The sequence below is a fragment of the Synechococcus sp. A15-127 genome, assembly GCF_014280215.1.
Taxonomy (GTDB): domain Bacteria; phylum Cyanobacteriota; class Cyanobacteriia; order PCC-6307; family Cyanobiaceae; genus Parasynechococcus.
Map to the genome: position 1 here is coordinate 1,371,116 of NZ_CP047948.1, position 24,994 is coordinate 1,396,109.

General features: G+C 61.7%; 31 protein-coding genes and 1 tRNA gene. 16 read left to right on the top strand and 16 right to left on the bottom strand.

The genetic code is table 11. From position 1 onward, the window contains the following. The first annotated feature begins 9 nt into the window (after positions 1-9). Entirely contained in the window at positions 10-927 is a 918-nt protein-coding gene (gene hslO / locus SynA15127_RS07150; protein ID WP_186483484.1) for an Hsp33 family molecular chaperone HslO, read from the top strand. On the opposite strand, the gene SynA15127_RS07155 is transcribed toward hslO, so the two are convergent. Together SynA15127_RS07155 and SynA15127_RS07160 are read right to left on the bottom strand one after the other, a co-directional pair. Then, on the bottom strand, positions 924-1,613 hold the full coding sequence (locus SynA15127_RS07155) for a CPP1-like family protein (RefSeq protein ID WP_186483485.1): 690 nt from the start codon (positions 1,611-1,613) through the stop codon (positions 924-926). The genes hslO and SynA15127_RS07155 overlap by 4 nt on opposite strands. A gap of 42 nt (positions 1,614-1,655) precedes the next feature. Next, positions 1,656-1,877 (bottom strand): hypothetical protein, encoded by a 222-nt coding sequence (locus SynA15127_RS07160; RefSeq protein ID WP_186483486.1) that lies wholly within the window; start codon positions 1,875-1,877, stop codon positions 1,656-1,658. Between the two features lie 179 nt (positions 1,878-2,056). On the opposite strand from SynA15127_RS07160, the gene SynA15127_RS07165 reads away from it, so the two are divergent. After that, entirely contained in the window at positions 2,057-2,215 is a 159-nt protein-coding gene (locus SynA15127_RS07165) for a hypothetical protein (RefSeq protein ID WP_186483487.1), read from the top strand. A 15-nt stretch (positions 2,216-2,230) separates the two neighbouring features. Here the strand turns inward: SynA15127_RS07165 and SynA15127_RS07170 are convergent, their stop codons facing one another. Continuing rightward, positions 2,231-3,871 carry a peptide chain release factor 3 gene (locus tag SynA15127_RS07170; RefSeq protein WP_255475426.1) on the bottom strand — a complete coding sequence of 547 codons (1,641 nt, stop codon included), beginning with the start codon at positions 3,869-3,871 and terminating at the stop codon, positions 2,231-2,233. Positions 3,872-3,886: 15 nt separating this feature from the next. Continuing rightward, positions 3,887-4,570 carry a class I SAM-dependent methyltransferase gene (locus SynA15127_RS07175; protein WP_186483489.1) on the bottom strand — a complete coding sequence of 228 codons (684 nt, stop codon included), beginning with the start codon at positions 4,568-4,570 and terminating at the stop codon, positions 3,887-3,889. Positions 4,571-4,684: 114 nt separating this feature from the next. Here SynA15127_RS07175 and nrdJ point away from each other — a divergent pair, with 114 nt between their 5' ends. Both nrdJ and SynA15127_RS07185 read left to right on the top strand, forming a co-directional pair. Then, positions 4,685-7,012, top strand: coding sequence for a ribonucleoside-triphosphate reductase, adenosylcobalamin-dependent (nrdJ, locus tag SynA15127_RS07180; protein ID WP_186483490.1), 2,328 nt, complete (start codon positions 4,685-4,687; stop codon positions 7,010-7,012). 356 nt (positions 7,013-7,368) lie between these two features. After that, positions 7,369-7,453 (top strand) — tRNA-Ser (locus SynA15127_RS07185). 23 nt (positions 7,454-7,476) lie between these two features. Here the strand turns inward: SynA15127_RS07185 and SynA15127_RS07190 are convergent. Beyond that, the gene (locus SynA15127_RS07190) at positions 7,477-7,692 is read right to left on the bottom strand and encodes a hypothetical protein (protein WP_186483491.1); all 216 of its coding nucleotides are present in this window, start codon (positions 7,690-7,692) and stop codon (positions 7,477-7,479) included. 129 nt (positions 7,693-7,821) lie between these two features. Between SynA15127_RS07190 and SynA15127_RS07195 the strand changes: the two genes are divergently transcribed. The 4 genes from SynA15127_RS07195 (at position 7,822) to grrA (ending at position 9,818) form a co-directional block, all read left to right on the top strand. Then, positions 7,822-8,058 (top strand): hypothetical protein, encoded by a 237-nt coding sequence (locus tag SynA15127_RS07195; RefSeq protein ID WP_043691242.1) that lies wholly within the window; start codon positions 7,822-7,824, stop codon positions 8,056-8,058. Positions 8,059-8,060: 2 nt separating this feature from the next. Continuing rightward, positions 8,061-8,486: a hypothetical protein gene (locus SynA15127_RS07200; protein WP_186483492.1), complete on the top strand. Its 426-nt coding sequence runs from the start codon at positions 8,061-8,063 to the stop codon at positions 8,484-8,486. Positions 8,487-8,566: 80 nt separating this feature from the next. After that, complete coding sequence (gene grrP / locus SynA15127_RS07205) at positions 8,567-9,439, top strand: extracellular substrate binding-like orphan protein GrrP (RefSeq protein WP_186483493.1); 873 nt, start codon at positions 8,567-8,569, stop codon at positions 9,437-9,439. Between the two features lie 37 nt (positions 9,440-9,476). Continuing rightward, positions 9,477-9,818: a GrrA/OscA1 family cyclophane-containing rSAM-modified RiPP gene (gene grrA, locus SynA15127_RS07210; RefSeq protein ID WP_186483494.1), complete on the top strand. Its 342-nt coding sequence runs from the start codon at positions 9,477-9,479 to the stop codon at positions 9,816-9,818. Here grrA and SynA15127_RS07215 read toward each other — a convergent pair. Further along, the gene (locus SynA15127_RS07215; RefSeq protein ID WP_186483495.1) at positions 9,808-10,254 is read right to left on the bottom strand and encodes a diadenosine tetraphosphate hydrolase; all 447 of its coding nucleotides are present in this window, start codon (positions 10,252-10,254) and stop codon (positions 9,808-9,810) included. The genes grrA and SynA15127_RS07215 overlap by 11 nt on opposite strands. A gap of 60 nt (positions 10,255-10,314) precedes the next feature. Between SynA15127_RS07215 and SynA15127_RS07220 the strand changes: the two genes are divergently transcribed. Both SynA15127_RS07220 and SynA15127_RS07225 read left to right on the top strand, forming a co-directional pair. Then, positions 10,315-10,602 carry a hypothetical protein gene (locus SynA15127_RS07220; RefSeq protein ID WP_186483496.1) on the top strand — a complete coding sequence of 96 codons (288 nt, stop codon included), beginning with the start codon at positions 10,315-10,317 and terminating at the stop codon, positions 10,600-10,602. Positions 10,603-10,688: 86 nt separating this feature from the next. After that, complete coding sequence (locus SynA15127_RS07225; protein ID WP_186483497.1) at positions 10,689-10,991, top strand: hypothetical protein; 303 nt, start codon at positions 10,689-10,691, stop codon at positions 10,989-10,991. A 14-nt stretch (positions 10,992-11,005) separates the two neighbouring features. On the opposite strand, the gene SynA15127_RS07230 is transcribed toward SynA15127_RS07225, so the two are convergent. After that, positions 11,006-11,713, bottom strand: coding sequence for an SDR family NAD(P)-dependent oxidoreductase (locus tag SynA15127_RS07230; RefSeq protein WP_255475427.1), 708 nt, complete (start codon positions 11,711-11,713; stop codon positions 11,006-11,008). Beyond that, positions 11,713-12,255 carry a TIGR00730 family Rossman fold protein gene (locus SynA15127_RS07235; protein ID WP_186483498.1) on the bottom strand — a complete coding sequence of 181 codons (543 nt, stop codon included), beginning with the start codon at positions 12,253-12,255 and terminating at the stop codon, positions 11,713-11,715. Before SynA15127_RS07235 ends, SynA15127_RS07230 begins: the two co-directional genes overlap by 1 nt. A 76-nt stretch (positions 12,256-12,331) precedes the next feature. Here SynA15127_RS07235 and SynA15127_RS07240 point away from each other — a divergent pair, with 76 nt between their 5' ends. Further along, positions 12,332-13,171, top strand: coding sequence for an SdiA-regulated domain-containing protein (locus tag SynA15127_RS07240; protein WP_255475428.1), 840 nt, complete (start codon positions 12,332-12,334; stop codon positions 13,169-13,171). Then, positions 13,164-14,159, top strand: a complete 996-nt coding sequence (locus SynA15127_RS07245; protein WP_186483499.1) for an SDR family NAD(P)-dependent oxidoreductase — start codon at positions 13,164-13,166, stop codon at positions 14,157-14,159. The genes SynA15127_RS07240 and SynA15127_RS07245 overlap by 8 nt, the downstream gene beginning before the upstream one ends. Here the strand turns inward: SynA15127_RS07245 and SynA15127_RS07250 are convergent. Next, on the bottom strand, positions 14,132-15,235 hold the full coding sequence (locus SynA15127_RS07250) for a TIGR00341 family protein (protein WP_186483500.1): 1,104 nt from the start codon (positions 15,233-15,235) through the stop codon (positions 14,132-14,134). The two genes, SynA15127_RS07245 and SynA15127_RS07250, sit on opposite strands and share 28 nt — an antisense overlap. 86 nt (positions 15,236-15,321) lie before the next feature. Here SynA15127_RS07250 and SynA15127_RS07255 point away from each other — a divergent pair, with 86 nt between their 5' ends. After that, entirely contained in the window at positions 15,322-16,185 is an 864-nt protein-coding gene (locus SynA15127_RS07255; protein ID WP_186483501.1) for a DMT family transporter, read from the top strand. On the opposite strand, the gene cobW is transcribed toward SynA15127_RS07255, so the two are convergent. Next, complete coding sequence (gene cobW, locus SynA15127_RS07260; protein WP_186483502.1) at positions 16,122-17,231, bottom strand: cobalamin biosynthesis protein CobW; 1,110 nt, start codon at positions 17,229-17,231, stop codon at positions 16,122-16,124. The genes SynA15127_RS07255 and cobW overlap by 64 nt on opposite strands. A gap of 11 nt (positions 17,232-17,242) precedes the next feature. Continuing rightward, positions 17,243-17,752 carry a pentapeptide repeat-containing protein gene (locus SynA15127_RS07265; RefSeq protein ID WP_186483503.1) on the bottom strand — a complete coding sequence of 170 codons (510 nt, stop codon included), beginning with the start codon at positions 17,750-17,752 and terminating at the stop codon, positions 17,243-17,245. A gap of 55 nt (positions 17,753-17,807) precedes the next feature. Here SynA15127_RS07265 and SynA15127_RS07270 point away from each other — a divergent pair, with 55 nt between their 5' ends. Genes SynA15127_RS07270 through ilvD form a run of 3 tightly spaced genes read left to right on the top strand, consistent with a single transcriptional unit; the run spans position 17,808 to position 20,464 of the window. After that, entirely contained in the window at positions 17,808-18,425 is a 618-nt protein-coding gene (locus SynA15127_RS07270; protein WP_186483504.1) for a uracil phosphoribosyltransferase, read from the top strand. A gap of 24 nt (positions 18,426-18,449) precedes the next feature. After that, on the top strand, positions 18,450-18,743 hold the full coding sequence (locus SynA15127_RS07275) for a hypothetical protein (RefSeq protein ID WP_186483505.1): 294 nt from the start codon (positions 18,450-18,452) through the stop codon (positions 18,741-18,743). Positions 18,744-18,790: 47 nt separating this feature from the next. Continuing rightward, entirely contained in the window at positions 18,791-20,464 is a 1,674-nt protein-coding gene (ilvD, locus tag SynA15127_RS07280; protein WP_186483506.1) for a dihydroxy-acid dehydratase, read from the top strand. Here ilvD and SynA15127_RS07285 read toward each other — a convergent pair whose 3' ends face one another. From SynA15127_RS07285 to SynA15127_RS07305, 5 genes are all read right to left on the bottom strand, one after another. Next, a complete protein-coding gene (locus SynA15127_RS07285; protein WP_186483507.1) occupies positions 20,465-20,830 on the bottom strand; it encodes a hypothetical protein in 366 nt (121 codons plus the stop codon). Positions 20,831-20,834: 4 nt separating this feature from the next. After that, positions 20,835-21,395 carry a CIA30 family protein gene (locus SynA15127_RS07290; protein WP_186483508.1) on the bottom strand — a complete coding sequence of 187 codons (561 nt, stop codon included), beginning with the start codon at positions 21,393-21,395 and terminating at the stop codon, positions 20,835-20,837. After that, positions 21,376-22,089 carry a 6-phosphogluconolactonase gene (pgl, locus tag SynA15127_RS07295; RefSeq protein ID WP_186483509.1) on the bottom strand — a complete coding sequence of 238 codons (714 nt, stop codon included), beginning with the start codon at positions 22,087-22,089 and terminating at the stop codon, positions 21,376-21,378. Before pgl ends, SynA15127_RS07290 begins: the two co-directional genes overlap by 20 nt. Before the next feature lie 11 nt (positions 22,090-22,100). After that, positions 22,101-23,519 carry an NADP-dependent phosphogluconate dehydrogenase gene (gene gndA / locus SynA15127_RS07300; protein ID WP_186483510.1) on the bottom strand — a complete coding sequence of 473 codons (1,419 nt, stop codon included), beginning with the start codon at positions 23,517-23,519 and terminating at the stop codon, positions 22,101-22,103. 135 nt (positions 23,520-23,654) lie between these two features. Next, positions 23,655-24,950: a glucose-1-phosphate adenylyltransferase gene (locus tag SynA15127_RS07305; RefSeq protein WP_186483511.1), complete on the bottom strand. Its 1,296-nt coding sequence runs from the start codon at positions 24,948-24,950 to the stop codon at positions 23,655-23,657. Positions 24,951-24,994: the final 44 nt, after the last annotated feature.

A 24,994-nucleotide genomic window follows, 5' to 3' on the forward strand; every position in this document is an offset into this window, starting at 1 on the left:
AGCGGGAGCATGGCCGACCGTCTGGTTCGGGCAACGGCGGCAGGTGGCGGCATCCGGCTGGTGGCGGTGGCGACGACGGAGACCCTGCGGGAAGCCCGGGAGCGTCATGACCTCTCGTACCTGACCACCGTGATGCTCGGCAGAGGAATGAGTGCCGCACTGATGCTGGCCAGCTCGATGAAGGTGCGGCACGGCCGGGTGAATCTGCGGATCAGCTCCGACGGACCGCTGAAGGGAATGAGCGTGGATGCCGGGCGTGACGGAACGGTGCGTGGATACGTGGGCACCCCGCAGCTGGAACTGGATCCGATCGGTGATGGCCAGGGGGGCTACGGCTTCGACTTCAAGGGGGCAACCGGCACCGGTTACCTGCATGTGGTGCGGGATGACGGCAAGGGAGAACCGTTCAGCAGCACCGTCGAACTGGTCAGTGGGGCCGTCGGTGAGGACGTGGCGTCCTTTCTGCTGCATTCCGAGCAGACACCCTCTGCGGTCTTCGTCGGCGAACGCATCGACCGATCAGGGGTGAAAAGCAGTGGAGGATTGCTGGTGCAGGTGTTGCCGAAGGCGGCGGAGGAGCCCGCCCTCGTGGAGCTGCTGGAACAGCGCTGCCGTGAGATCACCGACTTCAGCGGCCGACTGGAGGAGCACGGGGATGCGCTCGAGGATCTCCTTCGAGATGTCTTCCCAGACCTCGACCCCCACCCCCTGGAGGATGCCGCAGCCAACCAGGACGTTCGCTTCCACTGCCCCTGCAGCCGTCAGCGAAGCGTTGGCGCGCTGATGTTGCTGGGGCGGGAGGAACTGACCAACATGCTCGAGACCGATGGCATGGCTGAACTCATCTGTCATTTCTGCAATGCCCGCTATGAGATCAGCGGCGACGAACTGCGCGGCTTGATCGCCGACCAGACACCGGTGGCTTAAGCCAGCAGCAACGATGCGATCAGCAGCAGCAGAGCAGCTGGAATCGCCTGAATCTGATCACTGGCGAGCTGAAGCTGGGACAGGGCCGAAGGAGACAACGCCGAGACCAGCACAACACCGGTGACCAGGCCAGCGACGAGCAGAAGGAGCGTCCAGCCCAGCGAGGCCAGGGGACGTCGACCACGACGGATCTGGCTGAGGAAACAGCCGATGACGGCAAGCGCCAGGATCAGCTGAACGCTTCCTGGTGACAACAGCAGCAGAACGAGACCGAGGCCACCGGCGACCAGTCGCACGATCAGGCCACGCCCCTCAACCAGAGACCATTGCGGTGCCAGGCCGGAAAGAGCCGGGCCTGGATCGGGGAGACCGCTGCGGATCCGCTGCAGAACTCCGACAGCGGCAGGAGCGGAAGCTGCTGCAGCAGCAGTGCCGTCCTCGCGCTGCGATGCCGTGGCAGCAGCCGGGCTGAGCTGGCCCTGCTGACGATCCCGCAGTCGTGCCATCAAGACCGCGTCGTAAGCCGCTTCGATCTTCGCCCTGGCCTGGGGATCATCGTCGGCATCAGTGAGGCAGCGCTGCTTGGCGCTCTGAACCTGCTCGAAGCTGGCACCCGCAGACAGCCCGAGCCGGGCATAGGGGTCATCGGAATCGGGTTGTGGACCGGATTCACCCACGGCTGCCATGACGGCGATCAACCAACTGCAATTGAGCGTATCGACAGCAGCTCAGAACAGGGGGGCCGCGTGTCGGAACCCTTCACTGGCCTCCAGGCGCTCACGGCAATGGAGAGCTTCGCTGCGGTTCAACCACTGGCGTCGCTTGATCAGCGGCATCTGGGGTGGAAGGTGAAAACCCTCCACCATCTCCACTGGTTCGCTGGCCCCGCGGAAGCAGACGTATTCGGTCCCGCCGTCCGACGTGCTTCGCACAAGCCAGAGACTGTCCAACTGATCGTTGTGGTGAGTCGGTGCAGTCTGGCGATGAAGTCAGAGGCCCGCGAGGAGATCCGCGGTTGCTCACCCGCCCCCCGCTTGATTCATCAGCGCTGAAACGAGCGCGAAGAACGCCTGCCCGCGCCTGACAAAGGTTAAAGGTGGGTTAGCAGTGGGTTAACTGAACAATATGAATGAACACTCTTCAGGAACTCCTTGCGTTGATGAGGATCGAGGAAAAAGCCAGAACCTGTCGCAACCGCACCGAGGCGCAGCAATGGATTCGTCGCGCTGAACTGGCGCGGGAACATCTTTGGGGAACCACCGAAGCGATGCACTTCAGTTCCCACTGATCCGGACGGAGGCGATCAGAGGCTGATCGGCTCCACCCCGCTGACCACCGGAGCGACATTGCTGAGAGCGAGATCGGGATGATCCTCCTTGAGCTGATTGAGGTTCCACTCGTTCTTAAACAGCAGCACCGGCCGATTCCAGGCGTCACGCACGGTTTTGCAATTGAAGATGCGGCCCACCTTGTCGAGTTCGGACCATCCCCCCGACACCCATCGCGCCACCTGGAAGCCAAGGGGCTCTAAGCGGGACTCGACCCCGTACTCATGCTCAAGCCGGTGTTGAACCACCTCGAGCTGCAGCTGACCGACGGCCGCCAGGATCGGGTCACGCTTGCTTTCATCGGTGTCGTAAAGGATCTGAACAGCACCCTCTTCCCGCAATTCATTCACCCCTTTGCGGAAATTCTTGAATGCTGAGGGATTGGGATTCCGCAGCCAGCTGAAGATCTCCGGGCTGAAGCAGGGAATTCCTTCGTATTCCACCTTCGGCCCCACATACAGGGTGTCGCCGATCGAGAACATGCCGGGGTTGTTCAGACCGATCACATCACCTGGGTAGGCGTCTTCCACCACCGCTCGATCCTGTCCGAACAGCTTCTGGGGCCGTGACAGACGGATCGCCTTGCCAGTCCGGGCGTGCTTCACGGTCATATCCTTCTCGAAGCGGCCGCTGCAGACCCGAACAAAGGCGACTCGGTCGCGATGGCGGGGATCCATGTTCGCCTGCAGTTTGAACACGAATCCGCTGAACCCTTCACGCAGGGGGTCCACAAGGCCGTCACTGCTGGATCGCGCCATCGGCCGCTGAGCCATCTCCAGAAAAGCGTCCAAGAAAGGCCTCACACCGAAATTGGTCATCGCGGACCCGAAGAACACGGGGGTGAGGTCTCCGGAATGCACCGCCTCGAGATCCAGTTCGGCGCCGGCCACATCGAGCAGCTCCATCTCCTCCACCGCAAGGTCAAGCAGCTCAGCCTCCACCAGCTCGCGCAGAGCGGGGTCATCCAGGGTCAGGCGCCGCTCGCTGGCCTGTCGGCCGCGTTCCGCACGGCTGAACAGCACCACTTCACGACTGCGACGGTCGATCACGCCGCGGAACTGCTCGCCACTGCCGATCGGCCAGTTCACAGCCCAGGGGATCAGCTCCAGTTCCGATTCGATCTCATCGAGCAGCGACAACGGCTCCCGACCGGGACGGTCCATCTTGTTGATGAAGGTGAAGATCGGGATCTGGCGCATGCGGCAGACCTCGAACAACTTTCGGGTCTGCGGCTCAAGTCCCTTGGCGGCGTCCTCCAGCATCACGGCGTTGTCAGCGGCCGCCAGGGTCCTGTAGGTGTCCTCCGAAAAATCCTGGTGGCCCGGAGTATCCAGAAGATTGATGGTGGTGGCGTCGTAGTCGAACTGGAGAACGGTGGAAGTAATCGAGATGCCTCTCTGCTTCTCAAGTTCCATCCAGTCGGATGTGACCTTGCGTTGCTCTCCCCGAGCCTTCACAGCACCGGCCTGCTGAATCGCACCGCCGTAGAGCAGCAACTTCTCGGTGAGAGTCGTCTTGCCGGCATCCGGATGCGAAATGATCGCGAAGTTGCGGCGCCGATCCACCGCCTCAGCGACCGCAGCGCCGGGATCAGACTCCGCAGCAGAGGTGCTCAAGCTCATCGTGTTGCGTCAATCCACCAAGCCTGACACCACCAGATAGCGGTCGTCCTCCGCGCGGACATTCAGGCCATTCAGATCAGCAGCCGTGAGCTGAGCCTCGACTTCGGAAACCTCGAAAGCGGCCTGAAGAGACGCCAGGAAATCCCTTACCAGCAGTTGCGGCCCGTCCGGGAGATGACGCTCCTGGAGCTGCCGGGCCTCCATCAGAGTTGCGGGACGGCGCAGATCCCGGTGCAGAACCCGGCAACCTGGAGCGGCGAGAACGCGGGTGAGCGACCAGAGAAGTCCGGGCTGATGCAGATGGTGCAGCAGGCTGTTGCTGACAATCAGATCGGCACGTCCGAGCAGCTCAGGCAGATCACCCCTCTGCAGATCCTGAAGCGAGGCTTGCTGCCAGCACACCGTGAGGCCCGCGGCGGCAGCGCGCTGAGCCGCAACAGACAGCATGGATCCGGCGCCGTCCACCCCAACAAGCTCAGCAAGGGGATGCGACGCCGCCAGCGGCAGGGTGATGTTGCCGGGCCCGCAACCGAGGTCGATGAACAGAGGGGCTTGCGGCAATGCCGGGGAACCCGCCAGCAGGGACTCGATCAGAACGAGGGTGCGGCGATCTCCGTCGCTGAAATCCGCCTGCGCATAAGCCTGCACCTGCTGCGGATCGTCCATGAGTTCCGGCTCGCAAACACGCTGCATGGAAACGAAGCTGAGAGCACCAGTCTGAGCAGGACACTGCTGATGGTGGAAAACGGGCCTTGCTGACCCCATCGGTGGCGTTAGGGTTCCGACAACACCAGTGCTCATCTGCACGTGACCCTGACTCCGAATCGCGTGGCGCTTCATGCGGGAGAGAGCGCCAGCTTCGGCGATTTCCCCGCTACAGCCCCCGCCGCCAATCCTGTCTTCTACCGCACCTACAGCCGCCGTATTCCTGAAGGGCGTGAAAGCTGGGCACAGGTTGGCCAACGGAATCTCGAAGGCCTGCGCAAACTCGGCAATCTCAATCAGCTGGAACTGGATCTGCTGGCACGCATGCAGGCAGAGAAGAAGGCTCTTCCCTCGGGCCGCTGGCTGTGGATCGGTGGCACGGGCTGGATTGAGCAACCGGTGAATTTCTCGGGTTCCTACAACTGCACTTCCACCAACCTGGTGGACTGGCAGGCCTTTGGTCTGATGATGGACCTCGCCATGATGGGCTGCGGCACCGGGGCCATCATCGAGCCGCACCTGATCGATCGCCTTCCGGTCGTGCGCAACAGACTCAAAGTGGTGTCGGTGTCCGATATCGGAGTCACCCCGGCAGGACAGCGCCAGGACGAGTGCACCCATTGCATCGAGGGCAACCGGGTCACCATCAAGGTGGGCGATACCCGTCGGGGCTGGGTGGACAGCTACCAGCTGATGCTGGAACTCTGCAGCGATGAACGGTTTGATGGCGGACTGATCGAGATCGAGGTTGATCTCAACGACGTGCGCCCGGTCGGCGAAACCCTCAAGGGCTTCGGTGGCATGGCCAACCCGGTGAAGCTGAAGGATCTGTACGGACGGGTTGAACGGCTGCTCAACAAGGCGATCGGCCGACGCCTCACCTCCGTGGAGTGCTGCCTGCTGATCGACGAAGCGGCCGTCACCATCGTGGCCGGCAACATCCGTCGCAGTGCGGGGATGCGTCAGTTCGCCGCCGATGACGATGCGGCGTCCTCAGCCAAGGACAATCTCTGGCAACAGGATGATCAGGGCAACTGGCGGATCGACCCTGAGCGCGACGCCCTGCGCATGGCGAATCACACGCGGGTTTATCACACGCGGCCAAGCCGCGATGTGGTGCTGGCGGCTGTCACCAAGCAGTTCCACTCCGGCGAGGGCGCCATTCAGTTCGCCCCCGAAGCGATCGCCCGCTCCAATTCCGATCTTCTGAGCACTGCTGAACTCCGCCAGGAATTCATCGAGATCTACTGCGATCAGGGTCGTGATGAGGCCGGCCGCTGGTTGCGCCTGCACAACACCGAAATGAGCGAGGCAGAACTGGAGCATCGCCTCGGCCGCTACGGACTCAACCCCTGCGGAGAAATCCTCGGTGCCGATTTCCACTGCAATCTGGCGGAGATCCATCTGAATCAGATCGATCCGAGCGATGAGGAGGGGCAGGCTGATGCCTTCCGTGCAGCGGCCCTTTCCGTGGCCTGTCTGTTGAACCACCGCTTCGAGGTGGAGCGTTATCGCCAGAGCCGCGAATGGGACCCGATCGTGGGCGTCAGCTTCACGGGCCTGTTCGATTTCTTCGTGCATGCCTTCGGCACCCCCTGGTTGCAGTGGTGGGAGGCCGGACGTCCGGACACCGAGGAAGGCCTGGCGTTCAAGGCACAGGAGGCGGCCTACCTGAGCCGTTGGAAGCAGGTGGTTAACGACACCGTCTGGGACTACTGCGATCGCCACGGCCTGCGCCGCCCGAACCGCTGCACCACCGTTCAACCGGCAGGAACCAAGAGCCTGCTCACCGGTGCCGCCCCTGGCTGGCATCCCCCCAAGGCCCAACGCTTCATTCGCCGGATCACCTTCCGCAAGAACGACCCGGTGGCGATGGCCTGTATGGACTTCGGCTACACCGTGGTTCCCTCCCAGTCGGACAAGGACGACCAGGGCCGGCTGCTGGATGATCCGTTTGATTCCCGCTGCACCGAATGGCTGGTGGAAATCCCAACGGAAGTGAGCTGGGCCAATCTCCCCGGGGCTGATGCGGTGGACATCAACGGCTTCTCGGCCATGGCCCAGTTCGATTTCTACATGCAGGTGCAAACGCACTACACCGCCCACAACACTTCAGCAACGATCGAGTTCCGCGAGCACGAAATCGAGCCGCTGGCCGACGCACTCCATGGGGCGATGCTCCATGGAGAGGGCTACATCTCGGCAGCCCTGCTGGCCCGGTTCGACGCCAACGCCACCTTCCCGCGTCTGCCGTTCGAGCCGATCGATGCCGCCACTTACGAGAGAATGCAGTCTGAGGTGGTGCAGAGACGCGTCAGCAGCGACTTCTTTGCTGCCTTGAAGCGTTACGACATGGGTGAGATCGCCGAGGCGGGTCCTGCCGGCTGCGACTCAGACAAGTGCTTACTGCCCTTAGCTAAACCCAGCTGACGATCAACGTCGCTGACAAATCAACCGGCAAGGAGGCATTTTTTGCCTCCTTTTTTATGGCAACCAGTCAGGCACATCCCGATCATCAGGAAGAGAGACTGACCCACAGTCCAATCACCACATTGCGAGAGCGAGAGACCATAGATCTTGCTTGATTGACTCAGCCAGGAGATCACCTTCATCACGTAGAGATATAAGAATCTCGTGAGGCGAAATCCCCCTGTTGATCATCAAATATCCCGCTTTTCACTAGCAGAAACCATTCTTCGATCAAGTATGGCGACATATCGAACGCAAGACTCATGAACAGCCGCAAAAGCCTTGCTAATATTCTGCAGTGATCTTGGTCACATCAAGGAGAGGTGGTCGAGTGGTTGATGGCTCTGGTCTTGAAAACCAGCGAGGTGCAAGCCTCCGCGGGTTCGAATCCCGCCCTCTCCGTTTTCTTATTTAAATGGTGCTCCTCAGGGCTCAATGACCTGCGGGAGGCCGAAAACTTCAGCGCAGCCTGAAAGGTCTTGCGCCAGCACAGTCTCGATATAAGGATCCCCGAGCAGATACTCCTCGCACTGCTCGAAAGGCGTCATTCCCGTGTACCAGTCCCAGGCGTCATCACCACCGGCGGCTCGCACCGGAGAGGAGCTGAAAAGCGCTGCTGCCAGAAGGAGCCAGAGCCGCATGTCCACCTTGCGTCAGCAGCAATTCTTGCGCAGACACCCTGAATGCGCCCCGAAGCTACCTCCAAGATGCTTATGAGTTGCTTGCTGGCGACTGCTGAGCTACTTTTGGGTTGCTCAGAAGAGCCGCTGATGATCAAAACCGCCACCCGCGAGAATCAGGTGAAGCTCACGGTTTCCGTGCCGCCCAGCCTGCATGTGCTGCTGCGGAGCTGGGCCCTGTGTGAGGGCCGCGAGCTCACCAGCGTTGTGCTTCAGTGCGTCGAACTCTCCATCCGGCAGCTCAAGAGCAACGGCTCCATCCCCAGCGCCGCCATCCGCAATTACGAAACGGCCTGCGACGAACGCCTTGCCATCGGAGGTCTCTGACCATGGAATTCGCACTGATTGAACAGGCTTTGCAGGCACCGGTGATGGACGCCGTCATTGCGCTGACAGAACGATTCCAGGATCTGGAAGCGAAACCGGATGCCGTTATCTTCACCTTTCTGCGCGGCATCGATCAGACGATTGCCATCGGCTACAGCGAAGACATCGGCTCGGTTCAGAGCGATTTCGAGGCCCGTGGGTTTCAGTTGGTCGATGCACGCCGGGGAACGCGCCGTGAAGAACGGCTCCTGCTGCTGACCCTCAAGGAAATCGGACTGAAGACCACCTACGGCAGCAATTATTTCGAAGCTGATGCACCGGTGATCCGGCACCTGCATCAACTTGGCTGGCCGATGGGCGACCTGCACGCGGATCTCCCTCGCAAGCGAAAAGGCAAGCGGAAGGATCACTTGGTGGAAGACAACTGACACTTCATCAAGCTGTTTTGCGCAATACGTCGCATCCGATACAAATCCGTTAGCAACGGGGAGTTCAACCGATCAGACGGATGAAGATCCTTCCTGCCGCTTTGGCTGTTGGAATGCTGGGCCTTGCGGCCTGCAGCTCCCAGACCAAAGACACCACGACATCAGCCACCGGCGGTGCCGTGGGGTTGAAAGCCGTCGTCATCAACGATGCCCTGCCTTACAGCAAAAAGAACGGCGACGCATGGACAGGCCTGGCTGTTGACGTGCTCAAGGCCATTCAGAAAGAACAGTCGAAGGAGAATGCAACAACGGAACTGAGCTATGTGGAGGTCGGCAGCGTTTCAGAGGCCAAGAACGCCCTCACCAGCGGAACAGCCAACATCGTCTGTGGCGTTGGCTTCTCATGGAAACGCTCCAGGCAGATCAACTACACGATTCCTTTCGCCGTGGGCGGAATGCGACTGCTCACCACCGAAGGCGTGGACGGAACTCCTGAATCCATGAAGGGAAAGCAGATCGGAGTGATCACCGGCAGCATTCCGGCCAACCTTGTTGAAAGCCAGCTCCCCGAAGCCGACGCGAAGGGATTCGATTCCCCCGATGCAGCTCTGAAAGCCCTGAAGGACGGTGAAATCGCCACCATTGCCGGAGGTGCACTCTGGAGCAAGGCCAACATGGCCGAAGTCCCCGGCAGCAACATGGTTCCGGACCGTCCCTACGGCCGAGCAGGTGTCGGCTGTGCGGTGACCCACGGCAACGATGCACTGCTGGCGTCAGGCAACCTCGCCATCGGCCAGCTGTTGCAGGGCTATGTCGACGGAGATGAGGAGAGCACCCGAATCATCAACTCCTCGATCGGTCCCGACAGCCCCGTCGGCCTCGAGGCCGACAAAATCGCGGCTTACTACAACAGTGTGCTCGGCACGGTGGCCGGCATCGGCAAGGACGAGTGAGTCCTGCTCCTGAATCCATCCATTTCCCTTACATCCCATGAAAACCACCACCTTGCTTGGAGTTCTGGCTCTGCTCAGCTCCTGGAGCACCTTCAGTGCCCTCGCCGAGACCGGCACCTACACAGACCAAAAAGCGGACAACAGCATCGAAGCCCGGATCGCCAGCGCCCGTGATCAAGCCAGTGGCTGGCAGGAGTTCCTCGACAGCCATAGCAATGGAGACCTGCAGATCGCCGCTTGGGGCAACGGTCGTGGCCGGGGCTGGGCCAACGGCGGCGGCGGTGGCGGCGGCTTCGGCAATGCCCGCGGCGGCGGCTGGGGCAATGGCGGCGGTGGCTTCGCCAATGCGCGCTACGGCGGCGGATTCGTCAACTGGTAACCGTCCTGGCACGTCGGACCAGCTGCTGAACCGCGGCTGGTCCGGCGGCCTGGCGATCCCCACCCGCCACAGCCCGGTAGTGATCTGCCACGGACCATGCGGCCGTGGCGGGTTCGTTCAGGAAACGGGGAATCAGATGTAGATGCAGATGCTGTGCGCCCTCGCCGAAGGCAATGGCATACACCCGATCACAGCCTGTGAGGTCCTGAACAAGAACACTGGCATCACGAACGGCCCGCCCCCAGTCGGCGGCTTCCTCCGCGTTGAACGCGAGCGGGCCTGAGCAATGGCGCAGGCTGTCCAGGAGCAACCAACCGACCAGTGGCGCCGGATCGGGGTGATGGCGGAGAATCCAGAGCCCGGACCGTTCAATCTCGTAGCTCCCCACCATGGCCGGCTCGACATGCAGGGCGCAGATGGGGCAGTCGGAGTTCATCATCTGGGAGATTCAAGCGTGTGGATGGATCACGCCGACAGCCGCTGAGATGAAGTGATGATGATCGGAGCTCGTACCGGCATGGTGCTGCGCTTTCTGCTCAGTGTCTGCATCGGCTGGTTCGGTTCGGTGATCCCAGTGCTGATGTCGGGGATTGTCCGCAACGTGAGCTGGGGAGCCCGGCTGTTGCTGCCGGACTGGATCGTTCATGGCAGCTTTGCCGTACTGCTCTTGCTGTGGATCGCACTGATGCTGAGCCTGCTGAAGCGGATCTGGACGCCGTCGCGAGCGAAGGTGACCATCGGCCACAGGGATCAGCCTCAGACGAGGGGATGGCCGGGCTTGTGAACGGAGAGACAACCCTGGAGAGATTCCATGGGCCTAGTGCGTCATGGGCGCAGAAGCCCTAACAGGTTGTGCAGTGGCAAAGGTCGATGCTGACCACACAGACTCGTCTCCGCCTGCAGGCAATCCTGCGACGCATGGCCTCCGGCTGCCAGGTGACCCTTGCCGAGCGGATCGAACTGCACACGTTCGCTGACCATGATTCGACCGTGGCCGCCTGGTTGCGACGGGCCCGTCGCCGCCAGCGACAGCGACAGCGTCCGCTCCAGGAGGACGTTCTGCTTCAGGATCTGGATCTCGGGTGCAGCGAGCCGGATGGCAACTTTCATGCCGATCGGGATGATCTCGAGGATTGGTTCGGAGGAGCACCCTCATGGCTGCGACGAAGCTGAAACAGCCGTAGGGATCACGTTTCCAGATTGCAGTTCACCGCCACCTCGAAGGGAACACTGGCAGCCGGCAACCGAAGCAGAAGCGCTGAGATCGCCGCGAGATCGTCAGGCTGCGTCATGTCATCCGAGCTCACCTGGCTGATTCCAGCGGCCATCGTGGTGTTGACCCAACTGGGACAGAAAGCGGTTACGCGGATTCCATGGGGCCAGCCTTCATTCCGCATGGACTGGCAAAGCCCCATCAAGGCGAACTTGCTGACCGGATAGGCCGCCATGCCTCCACGCACGCGTCGTCCACTCATCGAGACCAGCACCTGGATCCGTCCTCGCCGGCTGCGCACCAGATGGGGCCAGGCAGCACGAGTCAGCCACCAGGGGCCCATCACATTCACTCGCCAGAGTGCCTCGATGTCCTGCTGCTCCCCTTCAGAGAAAAGAAGCGGGGTCCGCCGCAGGATGCCGGCACAATGCACCAGAGCATCCACGTGTCCCGCCCAGGCAGCCGTCGCCTCAACCCACGACTCGGCCGATGCCGGATCCTCCGCGTCATACCTCTGAAGCAACACACGCCCTGAATCCGCCAGATCGCCGATGTCTGCTGATTCAACGTCGCGCAGACCGAGGCTGAGGAGATGCCCCTCCTTCAGCAGAGCCTGAGCGATGGCACGACCGATGCCACGGCTGGCTCCGCTCAGCATGACGACGCGCATCTCCTCAGCCATCAGAGGGTTTTCAGCAGGACATCCAGGAGCTGGGCCGGAGAAGACTCCACCGACACAAGCCGGCGGTTCTCAGCGGAGATGAACCCCTCCTCTAGAGCCCTATCGAGGAAGGTCAACAGCGGATCGAAATAGCCCCGCACATTCAGCAGCCCGCAGGGTTTGCTGTGGAATCGGAGCTGTGCCCAGGTGAGCGCCTCGAACAACTCCTCGAGCGTGCCGAGGCCACCGGGCAGCGCGACCATCGCATCAGCCAGTTCCATCATCCGCGCCTTGCGGATATGCATCGACTCGACCACCTCAAGACGGCTGAGGCCCGCATGGGCGACCTCCGAATCCATCAGTGCGCGCGGGATCACACCGATCACGTCCCCTCCTCCAGCAAGCATCGCGTCCGCCAGCACGCCCATCAGGCCGATTCGCCCAGCGCCATAGATCAGCCCGAGTCGATGGCGCAGCAGAACCGCAGCGAGTTCCTCTGCCGCCTGCCGGTGAGACGGGTCATGGCCAACCCTGGATCCGCAGTACACGCAGATGCTTGGCATCGATCAGCGGCATGAATTCCGATCATCGTTCAGGGTGATCTGGGCACTTTCCCGTCCCCACGACAGCTGAAATGCTTTGAGCACCTTCAACCATCCGTCCATGGCCGGGCCTGAGGAACTGACGCTGAGCCTGATCGGCGAACATCGCATTCTCGACAAAGGAGCCGGCCTCAACGAACCGTCAGGACTCACCCTCAACACTGAAGGCACCGCGCTCTACACCGTCAGTGACGACACCAAGGCGATCTTCAAGCTCGACCTCAAGGGACGGCTGAGGATCAGCGAATCTTTCTTCATCGGTGTCGACGATCTCGAGGGCATCGCGATCAGCGCTGATGGCAGCCGCCTGCTGGCTGTCCAGGAGGACACCAATTCGATCATCACGGTCGACATCGCAAGCCGGAAAGAGATCAGCCGCCGACCGCTGGCCGCCATGGAGAACTACGGGTTGGTGGCCCATCACTTTCCTGATCCGCCGGACAACAAGGGACTGGAAGGCATCACGGTGAACAGCAGGAACAACCACGTGTTCGTCGTGAAGGAAGGTCGCCCGGGGGTGCTCATCGAGATCAGCCCGGACCTCGGAGCAATCATCGCCGCACGTCTTCTCACAGCCACGAACGGTTTCGAACATCCACGCGTCAACCCGGACAAGCTCGACTTCTCCGGGTTGAGCCACGACAGCACCCGTGACACGCTCTGGATCACCAGCGACAAAGGCCAGTGCCTGTTTCATTACGACTGGTCCACCGATCAGGTTCTGCAACGTCTGGATCTGAACCTGGAGAGCGATCAGAAACCAGCGAAGATCCGCAAATCCGAAGGCGTTGCCTTCGATCCGGTGAAACGCAGGCTTTACGTGGTGAGCGAACGGGACGCTCAGCTCTACGTGTTCCGGGTGCACGACCATGAATGACGCCAGGCACCTGCTGATCACCGGAGCCAGCTCTGGAATCGGAGCCGAAGCGGCACGACGTCTTCAAACCATGGGGCATCGACTGACGCTGCTGTGCCGATCGGAGCAGGCGGAAGCACGGACCCGCTTGCAACTGGGTCCGTCACCGCGAATCCTGGTCGCTGACCTCGCTGACCTGGAAGCTGTGGATCGGATCAGTCGCCAGCTGATCGATGAAGCAGACGTCATTGACACCCTGGTTCTGAATGCGGGTCTGCAGCTGGCAGGAACCCTGGCGCCGCAGTGGAGTCGGCAAGGCATCGAGCTGACCTTCGCCGTGAACCAGCTGGCACACCAGCGACTGCTTGAGAATCTGCTGCCGTTGCTCAAGCGTGGCCACCAGCCGAGGGCTGTGATCACTGCCTCGGATGTCCATAATCCGCTCAGCGGTGGTGGTCGGGTGGGTCGACCGGCCGATCTGGGGAGCCTCGATGGTCTGCGCAGCGGTACCGGTTTCGCCATGGTGGACGGGGGCAAGTTCGACGCCGACAAGGCGTACAAGGACAGCAAGCTCTGCAACGTTCTGCTCGGGCGGGAACTGAGCCGTCGGCTCGAGGCTCAGGGCACCCCGTTTCCTGTGCTCAGCTGGAGTCCTGGGCTCGTGATTCCTCGTGGACCTGAGGGATTCTTCCGCACCAGTCGCGCCTGCAATCCTCTGGGGATGACCCTCTTCGCCCTTCTGGCCAGGGACGTGCTGCGTCTGACGGAGACCCCGGCTCAGGCCGGAGAACTTCTGGCAAATCTCTGCGTCGACAACCGCTGGTCGGATCCTGGCTTCCACTACTTCAGCAACCACCTAACCCGACCGGGACAACATCGGTTCGAGGCGGTGGACACCAGTGCGGAGGCCCGCGATCAAGCCAAGGCAACGGCGTTGTGGAGGCTCAGTTCAGAGCTGATTCAGACCGTGATACCCGGCGTTCAGCCCTCCGACCCCCTGGAGCTGTAACTCAGACTGAGGTTGGGAATCACGTTCACATTCACAACGGTGTCATCCAGTCCGTAGTCCTTCGAGCGTTCCACCAGACTGGTCATGATGCGATCGAACGCCTGGTCATTCTTCGCCAGGGCTTGGGGAACGTTAATCACCAGATCCACCACCGCCTTGTTGTTGACCACCCTGACGTTGCTGTACATCACGCGGACCCGTCGCCATAACCCCGGGTTCTTCTGAATCACAGGCAGACGCTCAACCTTACCCGCCTTGAATCGGCTGAACTGAGCATTCATTTCCTGGGTGAGGCTGAAATCATGCAAAGACGATGACAATGGAATGCACAGCAGTCCAAGCAATCCAAGCCAGATCAGAAGATTGCGCCAGCATCGGGTGATCGTTCCGTATTGCTGAATCAGGAACACCATCAAACTGGCAACAACGATGCCGATCAGGTTGGCCAGAAAAAGCAGAAACGAGCCTTCCGCAACCTGATTGGAGAGTCCTGTCACGCTGCCGCGTCCGAACACGGCGGTGATCTCATGACCGAGATTCAGCCCGATCCCGCTGACACATAGCGGTGGAACCAGGGCAACCGCGATTGCAACTCCGGCAATGGAACTCGACAGTCTCTCCCTGGTCATCGAGAACGAACCCGCCACAGCCGCCGCCACTGCAATTCCCAGATCGATGAGATTCGGTGTGGTGCGACCGAGGATCTCCGATTGAACGTGAGTGATATCGAGAAGAGAAGAAATCAAGGCCGCCGTGACAACGACCGTGCTCACCCCGAGCAGCACGGTCACAAAGGAACGCCGGATCAACTTGTCATCAGAGACCGCAAGGCCGAAGGAAAGGCTGAGAATCGGATCCATCAATGGAGCAACGATCATGGCTCCGATCACCACGGGCGTGCTGTTGGAGATCAGTCCGAGCGTGGCGATCACCGCCGAACTGATCAGCAGCACGAAGAATCCGAGGGACGGCCTCGAGGATGCGATCCGCTTCTCATACAGCTCTGTCCGCGACACGCGAGTCTCAAGATTCACCTGCCACTGACCCGAGAGTCGGTTGAGAGCATCCAGCAGCATTCAGTGACCAACAGAGACTGAACGTCATTGTCTCCCGGCCCCAGACCGGTGGCGCCAGACTTTGGCGGTCTCCAAGACATGACGACATGGCCGGACTGCTCGCAGCCTTGGGAGCGGCCATGGTCTGGACCACAGCCAGCAGCCTTTGGCGATCTGTCTCGAGCAGCGGCTCCGCACTGCAGCTCAACACGGTCAAGAACGGATTGGCGACCCTGCTGTTCCTCCCCGTGCTGGTGAGCCTTCCCTGGGGTGACAACGAACGGGGTGTTGCACTCCTGCTGCTCAGCGGGGTGATCGGCATCGCCATCGGCGACAGCTTCTATCTGGCCGCGCTGCGACGGTTGGGCACCCGTCGCACGCTCACGGTGGAAGCGGTCGGGCCCGTGCTCGGAAGTGTCGGGTCCGTGCTGCTGATGCAGGACACTCTTCCTTGGAAAGCATGGATTGGCGCCGTGCTCGTCAGCTCAGCCGTGTTGCTGGTGGCGCTTCAGAGTTCGGAGTCCAACCGGTCGGACTCCGGCGACACTCCGGTGATCCATGGGTTGATGTTGTCGCTGATGGCGGTGATCAGCGGACTCACTGGAGCCTTCCTCGCCCGCCATGTGCTGCTGGAGACCAGCCTGTCGCCGCTGCAGTCGGCAGCCATCCGACTGCTGGGCGGCTGGCTGGTGCTGATGCCTGTTCTGAGAAAGACTCCATGGAACCGGCTGGGCACCCGGCGGGGTCCATGGTTCAGGATCGTGATGGCGACCGTGCTCGGCACGAACGTCGGTATTGCTTTGCAGCAACTGGTGTTCCGTGAATTACCGGTGGGGCCAGGGGTGACCCTGATGGCAACGGCACCGGTGATGGCCCTTCTGATCGCTCCCCTGGAAGGCGATGCGATTCAACCGCTGGGAATGCTGGCGGCAGTGCTTGCCCTTGCCGGTGTCGCGGTGACCACGCTCTGAAGAGCCGTCTGGATCGCGGCGGCCGCGGTCTCCTCGAAGGAGAGCACCACCAGATCCAGTCCAACCGATTGGGGCGGATGCCAGGCCGTGGCCGGCGCAGCTTCAAACCAACTGTTGAGACGCGGGCCCACCATCTGGATCTGAAGCGGGAGGGTTTTCCCTGCCAACCAGACGCGGCCCTTGAGTCGAACGACGCCATGACCTCTCACTAGGTCGGGCAGCAGGCGCTCCAGCTGAGCGCGGTCGATGGCACCGGCAAAGCGCACCAGACCACCAACGATCTCCACATGGCTGTGATCGAGGTGGTCATGGTCATGGTCATGGTCATGGTCGTGATCGTGATCAGCCTGATGCTCATCGCGATGAACAAGGCCGAGCACCACAGCTGGATCGATCGTCCCCTGACGAACGGGCAGCAGCGGCGTGCCATCGCGAACCTGAGACGCGAGCGAAGAGCGCACACTCTCCATGCTGTCGTCCGTCACCAGATCCGCCCGGCTGATCAGCACCAGATCAGCTGCACCCAGTTGATCGGCAAACAACTCATCGATGGCAGTGATGTGATCCAGGCTCGGGTCATTAAGCCGCTGCTTCTCCAGAGCCTCCCGATCCGCAACCGGATGTCCTCCGGCCATGGCTTCACCGTCCACCACGGTGACCACACCGTTGACGTGGACGCGACTGCGGATCGCAGGCCACTCCAGGGCCTGAAGCAGCGGGCGCGGCAGTGCCAGACCACTGGTCTCCACAACGATGCCGTCGAGGTGATCCGCCCGCTCCAGCAAACGCTCCATCGTCGGCAGGAAGTCGTCCTGAACCGTGCAACAGAGACAACCGTTGTTGAGCTCCACGAGACGCCCCTCGAGCTCATCCTCCGGACAGAAACCGCAGCTGCGGATCAGATCACCATCCAGCCCGACACTGCCGAATTCGTTGACCATCACCGCAAGTCTCTGACCACTGGTGGTCAGCAGATGGCGCAGAAGCGTGGTTTTCCCTGCACCGAGGAAACCGGTGATGACGGTCACCGGCAGACGGGTTGGCATGGTGGCTGGGTTCAGGGACGACACCCGAGGCTCTCACGGGTGGAGACACCGGTGACTGGGTTGGAGCCGTCGGCCCGTGAGCAGAGGGATTTCTGCTGGGGCAGATCGAGCACGGCATTGGTGAAATCCGCTCCGTCGATGCGGGCATCGGCGAACCGGCTCTGCATCAGCATGGCGTTGGTGAAATTCGCACCGCGCAGATCAGCACCGTCGAACCGGCTGGCGAAGCCGACGAGGTCGGACAGGTCGGCATTGCGCAGATCCGCTCCCTGCAGCTGAGAGGTGTTGATCACGGCACCGCGAAGATCCGTGCCACTGAGATCGATCTCACGCAGATCCGCCTTCAGGAACTCCTTCTCCTTGAGATCAAGGCCGTGCATGTCGGCGGTGATCTCCTGCACGGCACGCTGCCCGCGCAGCTCCGGAGCGGTGATGGCATCGGCACTGCCGGACCACAGCAGGGACGTGAGAGCGACCAGCAGCGCCGCCAGCAGGGGAGCCGGGCGAAGGAGGGCTTGCATTAGGGCCGGTAGCTTGTCAGCTCACGTTATGGCAGCTGCCTGAGAAGCGACGTTCATGGCCATGACCCTGCGGGTGGTGGTACCGCCCCACCCACTGATCGGCCACTGGCTGACGGTGCTCCGGTTCCGTGAGACCCCTCCGGCGCTCTACGCCACAGCTCTGCAGGAACTCGGACGCTGGCTCAGCTACGAGGCCCTGCGCGATTGGTTGCCGCACCGCAGGGAAGCCGTGCTCACCGATCAGGGCGAAACCGAGGGAACCGTCGTGGAACGGGACGTGCCGCTGCTCGCCATGCCTGTTCTGCCGGCAGGCCTGGAACTCTGGCAGGGAGCACGCTCAGTTCTCCCCGATGCCGCCCTCTGCCTGGAGGGCGTTCCCGCTGCGATCGAAAGCCGCGCCGGTGTGATCGTCTTCAAGGACACGATCAGCGATGGCTTCAGCACGCTGGCGTTGCTCCAGCAACTGGCCGACCGCGGCATCGACGGACGCCGCCTGCGGCTGGTCACCGCCGTCTGTGCCAGCCCAGGACTGAAGCGCATCGGCGAGGCCATTCCGGATCTCACCCTGCACACCGCCTGCATCGACCCCGATCTGAACGACGCGGGAGAGATTGTTCCGGGCATCGGTGACCCTTCACGACGCCTGAATCTCAGAACAGCAGGCCGTGACTAGTTTGTGATCACCTGACGACCTGTGATGGTGCAGCAGCACGACTCCGCTCCAGGAACCATCGCCACCCTTGCGACCGGAGCGGTGATCGGAGCCGCAGGCCTGGCCTGGTGGCTTCTCAACGAAGCGGATCGCCGCCGGCGGATCGGCCATCAGAAGGCAATGCTCTACGCCCCGCGCATGCAGGACGGATCCGAGGTCCTCGACCCCAGCGGCAATGGACACCATCACAACCAGCATCTCGAGGAACGGGTGGAGAAACTGAATGCCGCCATCGCCGATGTGAGGCGTCAGCTGGAGAGCTTGGGGGGTGGCGACTGAACGATCGGTAGGTTGGCCAAATCGCCACAGGCTCAGCCCTCAGGCCCATGCTTCGATCCGATGCCGTCACCAAGGGAATCCAGCGCTCCCCCAACCGCGCCATGTTGCGGGCTGTCGGATTCGGTGATGAGGATTTCGGCAAGCCGATCCTCGGCATCGCCAACGGCTACAGCACAATCACGCCCTGCAACATCGGGCTGAACGATCTGGCGCGGCGTGCTGAGGAAGCGGCCCGGCAGGCCGGCGGCATGCCCCAGATGTTCGGGACCATCACCGTCAGCGACGGCATCTCGATGGGCACCGAAGGCATGAAGTACTCCCTGGTGAGCCGGGAAGTGATCGCCGATGCCATCGAAACCGCCTGCAACGGCCAGAGCATGGATGGGGTGCTTGCTGTCGGCGGCTGCGACAAGAACATGCCCGGCGCCATGCTGGCGATGGCTCGGATGAACATCCCCTCGGTGTTCGTCTACGGCGGCACGATCAAGCCCGGAAAGCTCGGAGGTTGCGATCTGACGGTGGTCAGTGCCTTCGAAGCGGTGGGTCAGCTGACCAGCGGCAGGATCGACGAGGAGCAACTCACGGCAGTTGAGAAGAATGCCTGCCCCGGAGCCGGCAGCTGTGGCGGCATGTTCACCGCCAACACGATGAGCGCAGCCATCGAGACGATGGGACTCAGCCTGCCCTACAGCTCCACCATGGCGGCGGAGGATGAGGAGAAGGCGGACAGTGCGGCCCGTTCCGCCGAGGTGCTGCTGAAAGCGGTGAAGGCCGACATCCGGCCGCTGGATCTCCTGACACGGGAGGCATTTGAGAACGCCATCAGCGTGATCATGGCCGTGGGTGGATCCACCAATGCGGTGCTGCACCTTCTGGCCATCGCCCGCACCGCGGGCGTGCAACTCGGCATCGATGACTTCGAAGTGATCCGTCAGAGGGTGCCGGTGATCTGCGACCTCAAACCCAGCGGTCGCTTCGTGACCGTGGACCTGCACAGGGCAGGTGGAATCCCCCAGGTGATGAAGCTGCTCCTGGATGCCGGCCTGCTTCATGCCGACTGCCGCACCGTGGAGGGCAAGAGCCTCAGGGAGTTGCTCACCGACGTGCCGTCGGAACCTCCTGCCGGTCAGGACGTGATCCGTCCGCTGAACAATCCTCTCTATGGCAAGGGGCACCTGGCGATCCTCAAGGGCAACCTGGCCAGAGAGGGAAGTGTGGCCAAGATCAGCGGTGTGAAAACTCCGGTGCTGACGGGTCCGGCACGCGTGTTCGAGAGCGAGGAGGACTGCCTCGCGGCCATCCTCGACAAGCAGATCCAGGCCGGTGATGTGTTGGTGGTGCGAAACGAAGGCCCTGTGGGCGGCCCCGGCATGCGTGAAATGCTCGCCCCCACCTCCGCCATCGTCGGCCAGGGACTTGGGGACAAGGTGGCTCTGATCACCGATGGCCGCTTCAGCGGTGGCACCTACGGGCTCGTGGTGGGGCACGTGGCACCGGAAGCTGCCGTCGGGGGCACCATCGGGCTGGTTGAGGAGGGCGACAGCATCACGGTGAATGCCGATCAGCTGCTGCTGCAGCTGAACGTGGACGACGCTGAACTGGAGCGGCGGCGCGCGGCCTGGATCCGTCCGGAACCGCGTTACCGCACGGGAATCCTCGGCAAGTACGCCCGCCTGGTGTCGAGTTCGAGCAAAGGCGCCGTCACCGATCAGCCGGACTGATCAGTCCGGCTGCAGCAGGGAGCGCAGTCGCCGGCCGAGGGCCTCGAGCGAAGCCGCATCCTCAGGTCCCTGGCAGCGCACACCGGTGTCACCGTTCATCCAAACCGGATGACGCCCCTGCCAGAGCATCGGCCGTTCCGGCTGATCCCTCCAGGCCAACATCAGGTTGATCTCGTCACCGCTGCGATAGATCTCAAGGTCCAGATCGCGATCGGAATGGCGTGCCCCCTCGGCGTCACGGCACTCGATCCGAACCGTCAGGTCCTCCAGGTCCCCAGGCGCGGAGGGATCGGCGGGCACCACGGCATGGCTGTAGGGCTTGAGGCAGACATCCGCAGCCTTGGCGATCAGCACCAGAAGATCCATCCGTTCAGGGCAGGGCCCAGATGGATCGGATCAGCAGGCGGATCGGTCCGGAGCGGAATCCTGGGTTGAGCTCTCCGGATTCCCCGAACTTCGAATGCAGCACCTGGATCCGTGTGACTCCACTGGCGTCGAATCGCAGCGGCAGGCCCACTGGCTTGGCCCGGACGGTGGGATGCAGATCACGGAAGGGAACGGTCAACCGGGTGATGCCATCGGTCTGGGTTGGAACATCGATCACCCAGCGCAAACCACCGGGAATCAGCTCTGTGAGCCCAAGAGCACCATCTCGGCAGCCGAGAGCGATCTTGAGGGTGCGACCTTCCGCTTCGACATCCAGCTGCAGAGCCGAGAAGGCTGAGAGATCCAATGGAGGCTGCAGCCGGGGCGAGCGACAGCTGACGAAGCCACCGCCGGCCTCGACGAGCTCTCCCTCCAGCAGAAGTCCATCGGGGGTGACGCGACAGCCCGCCCGGCTGCGCCCCCCCATGATCGTGTCATTGAGACTGGCCCATTCGGCGAAACCGCCTCCCTGGACAAGAACCTGTTCAGAGGCCGGCGGATGCATCCTGATCAGCAAGGATCAGGACACCATTAGCAGGCTGAACCAGGCGGGCGGGGGTGCGCTCCGCCGATTCGAGCGGATCCATCAGTCGCCGGAGGGCCTCCTGCTTGGCGGAACCTCCGACCAGAAAGATCACCTGGCGAGCGGCGCTGAGCACCGGAGCCGTGAGAGTGATCCGGTCCAGTCCCTTGCCTCGCCCCACGGTGGCCCATCGATCCGTGACACCCGGTGCTTCGGTACCGGGAAACAACGACGCCGTGTGACCGTCGTCCCCGAGGCCGAGCAGCATCAGATCGAAGACCGGCGGCTCGCCTGGACAGATGCGGCTGACCAGGTCCGCGAAGGCAGCGGCGCTGGCATCGGCATCGGGAAGTTCCACGGTCGGAACCGCATGGAAGCTGGCCGATGACGCAGGCCCTCCGTCGAACAGGGTGTTTCTCAGCATGCGGGCATTGCTGGATTCATCGTCGGCGGCCACCCAACGCTCATCGCCGAGGACGACATCAACCCGCTCCCAGGGGAGATGTTCCTGACCGAGCAGGGCATACGCCTTGGCCGGCGTGCTGCCTCCGGAGAGAGCGATCCTGCAGCGATCCCGCTGATCGAGCACCAGGCTGATCTGGGTCGCGATGGTTTCGGAGACCCGGCGGGCGAGGGAGGCGGGATCGCCCGCCCGTTCGATGCGGTAAGTGGTCATCACCGTTCAGCTCAGCTGAGCCATTCGGTGTGGAAGCTGCCGTCCTTGTCCACCCGCTGGTAGGTGTGGGAGCCGAAGCAGTCGCGCATGGCCTGCACCAGGTTCTGGGGCAGACGGCCACTGCGGTAGCTGTTGATGTAATCGAGGGTGCTGCTGAAGCAGGGAACGGGGATACCGGACTCGGCGGCGCCGGCCACCACCTTGGCCAGACCGGGGAGACGACGGTTGATCTGGTCCGCGAACCAGGGATCGATCATCAGGTTGGACAGCTCGGGATCCGCATCGAAGGCGTCCTGAATGCGCTTCAGCAGTCGCGCCCGGATGATGCAGCCACCCTTCCAGATCTGGGCGATGGACGGCATGTGCAGCTTGTAATCCAGATCATGGGAGGCGATGCGCAGCAGCTCCATGCCCTGCGCATAGCTGGCGATGCAGCTGAGAACCGTGGCGTCCATCAACGGAGCCATGGCGTCAGCTGGAGTCCCGAGATCAAAATCCTTGATGGAGGGACCCTTGAGGATCGATTCAGCGGCAACACGCTGAGGCTTCAGGGAGCTCATCACGCGACCGTTGAGAGACGCATAGATCGTGGGGACAGGCGCACCCATCTGCAGCGCTGTGACCACAGTCCAGAGACCGGTGCCTTTCTGACCGGCCTGGTCCATGATCTTCTCCACCAGATCCGCGCCATCCTCTGGATCCTTGGTGCGCAGGCAGACCTCGGTGATCTCGACCAGGTAGGAGGACAGCTCCTCGGTGGCATTCCACTGACCGAGAACATCGGCCATCTGCACACCGCTCATGCCCTTGACCCGCTTCATCAGGTCGTAACCCTCAGCAAGGATCTGCTCGATCCCGTACTCGATGCCGTTGTGAACGGTCTTCACCAGGTGGCCGGAACCACCGGGGCCGATGTAGGTGACGCAGGGGCCGTCTTCCACCTGAGCCGCCATCTTGTTCACCAGGCTCTCGATGGCGTCGTAGGACGCCTTCGTGCCACCAGGCATCATGCTCGGTCCTTCCAGAGCACCCTTGGCACCACCGGACACACCCATGCCGATGAAGCCGAAGCTCTTGCTCTCCAGCTCCTGCACCCTGCGCTCGGTGTCGTGGTAGTCGGAGTTGCCACCATCAATCAGCAGGTCACCCTCTTGAAGAAACGGGGAGATCTGATCCACAACTGCATCCACAGCAGGCCCGGCCTTGACCATCATCAGGATGCGGCGGGGACGCTCCAGCTTGCTGACGAAGTCCTGGAGATCGGTGGCTCCCTGGATGTTCTTGCCCTGTCCGCGACCGTTCAGGAATTCCTCTGTCTTGGCGTAAGTGCGGTTGTAAACAACACTGGAAAATCCGTTCCGCTCGGCGTTGAGGACGAGGTTCTCCCCCATCACGCCGAGACCGATCAGACCGAAGTGAGACTGGGACATGGTCTTAGGGACCACTGACAACTGACGCCAGTGTGAGCGTCAGATCGGGATCCGGCCGCACATTCGATGCCTTGTGTCAGGAATAAGGGATTGACCAGGTCGCTGTAGTCGGCAATACCGAAAAAAGAACCGAAATCAGATGACTGAGCCGTCCTGAATCGTGGCGTTCTTAACCACAACGACAATGCCGTTGCGGATGTAAAAACCAAGGTCAGATCGGTCCGCTTCCTCAACATGATCCTTATTGACAATCGTGACGTTGGAACCGATGCGAGCGTTCTTATCAAGAATCGCCCGCTTCACCGTGGTGCCCTGACCGACGCCCACAGGGATCCCTCCACGTTCACGCAGCAGAGCGCGCTCGTCACTGGATTCAAAGAAATCAGATCCCATGACAAGGGTGTCCTGCAGGACAACATCAGTTTCCACACGACTTCTCACTCCAAGCACACAATGATGAATGCTGCATGACTTCAGAATGGACCCTTCGCCAACAATCGAGTTGGTGATCTGAGCATCGACCAGTTTGCTCGGCGGCAGATAGCGGGGACGGGTATAGATCGGAAACTTCTCGTCGTAGAAGCTGAAGGGAGGAGTGGGTTGCTGGGTAAGCGCAAGATTGGCTTCGTAGAACGCACCGATGGTTCCGATGTCTTCCCAGTAATCGTTGAACACATAGCTCTGGAGTTTGTCACCCCTGTTCAGAGCCTCAGGGATCAACTCCTTGCCGAAATCCTTGTGACCCGGATGCTTGTCCAGCAGGTCAAACAGCGTTTCGCGGCTGAACACGTAGATCCCCATGGAAGCCAGATAGGGGCGCTCCTTCGAGGCATCAGCAGTCAAGCCGAAACGGCTTGTGTCCACGGCCATCTCCAGCAGTGAATCACCTTTGGGCTTCTCACGGAATTCCTTGATGATGCCGTTCTCATCGGTGCGCATCAGACCGAAGGCTTCGGCCTGCTTGGGATCAACCGGAAGAGCCGCCACCGTGAGATCCGCTCCGGTGCTGCGATGGTGCTCGATGAACAGGCTGTAATCCATCCTGTAGAGCTGATCACCGGAGAGGATCAGGTACTCATCCACATCCCATTCCTGGAACAGCCACTGGTACTTGCGCACAGCATCAGCGGTGCCCTCGAACCAGGAGGGACTGTCAGGGGTCTGCTGCGCAGCCAGAACCTCCACGAAGCCCTGGCCGAAGGAGGCGCTCAGATTGAAGGACTGGCTGAGATGACGGTTCAGTGAGGCGCTGTTGAACTGCGTCATCACGTACATCTTGTTGATGTTCGAGTTGATGCAGTTGCTGATGGGGATATCGATCAGTCGGTACTTGCCTGCCAGAGGCACCGCAGGCTTTGCACGCATCTTGGTAAGCGGGTAAAGACGGGTGCCGGCACCGCCGCCGAGAATGATCGCCAGTACCCGCTTCATGCCTTGATCACTCGGTTGAGCGGGATGAACTTACCGGAGTTTCA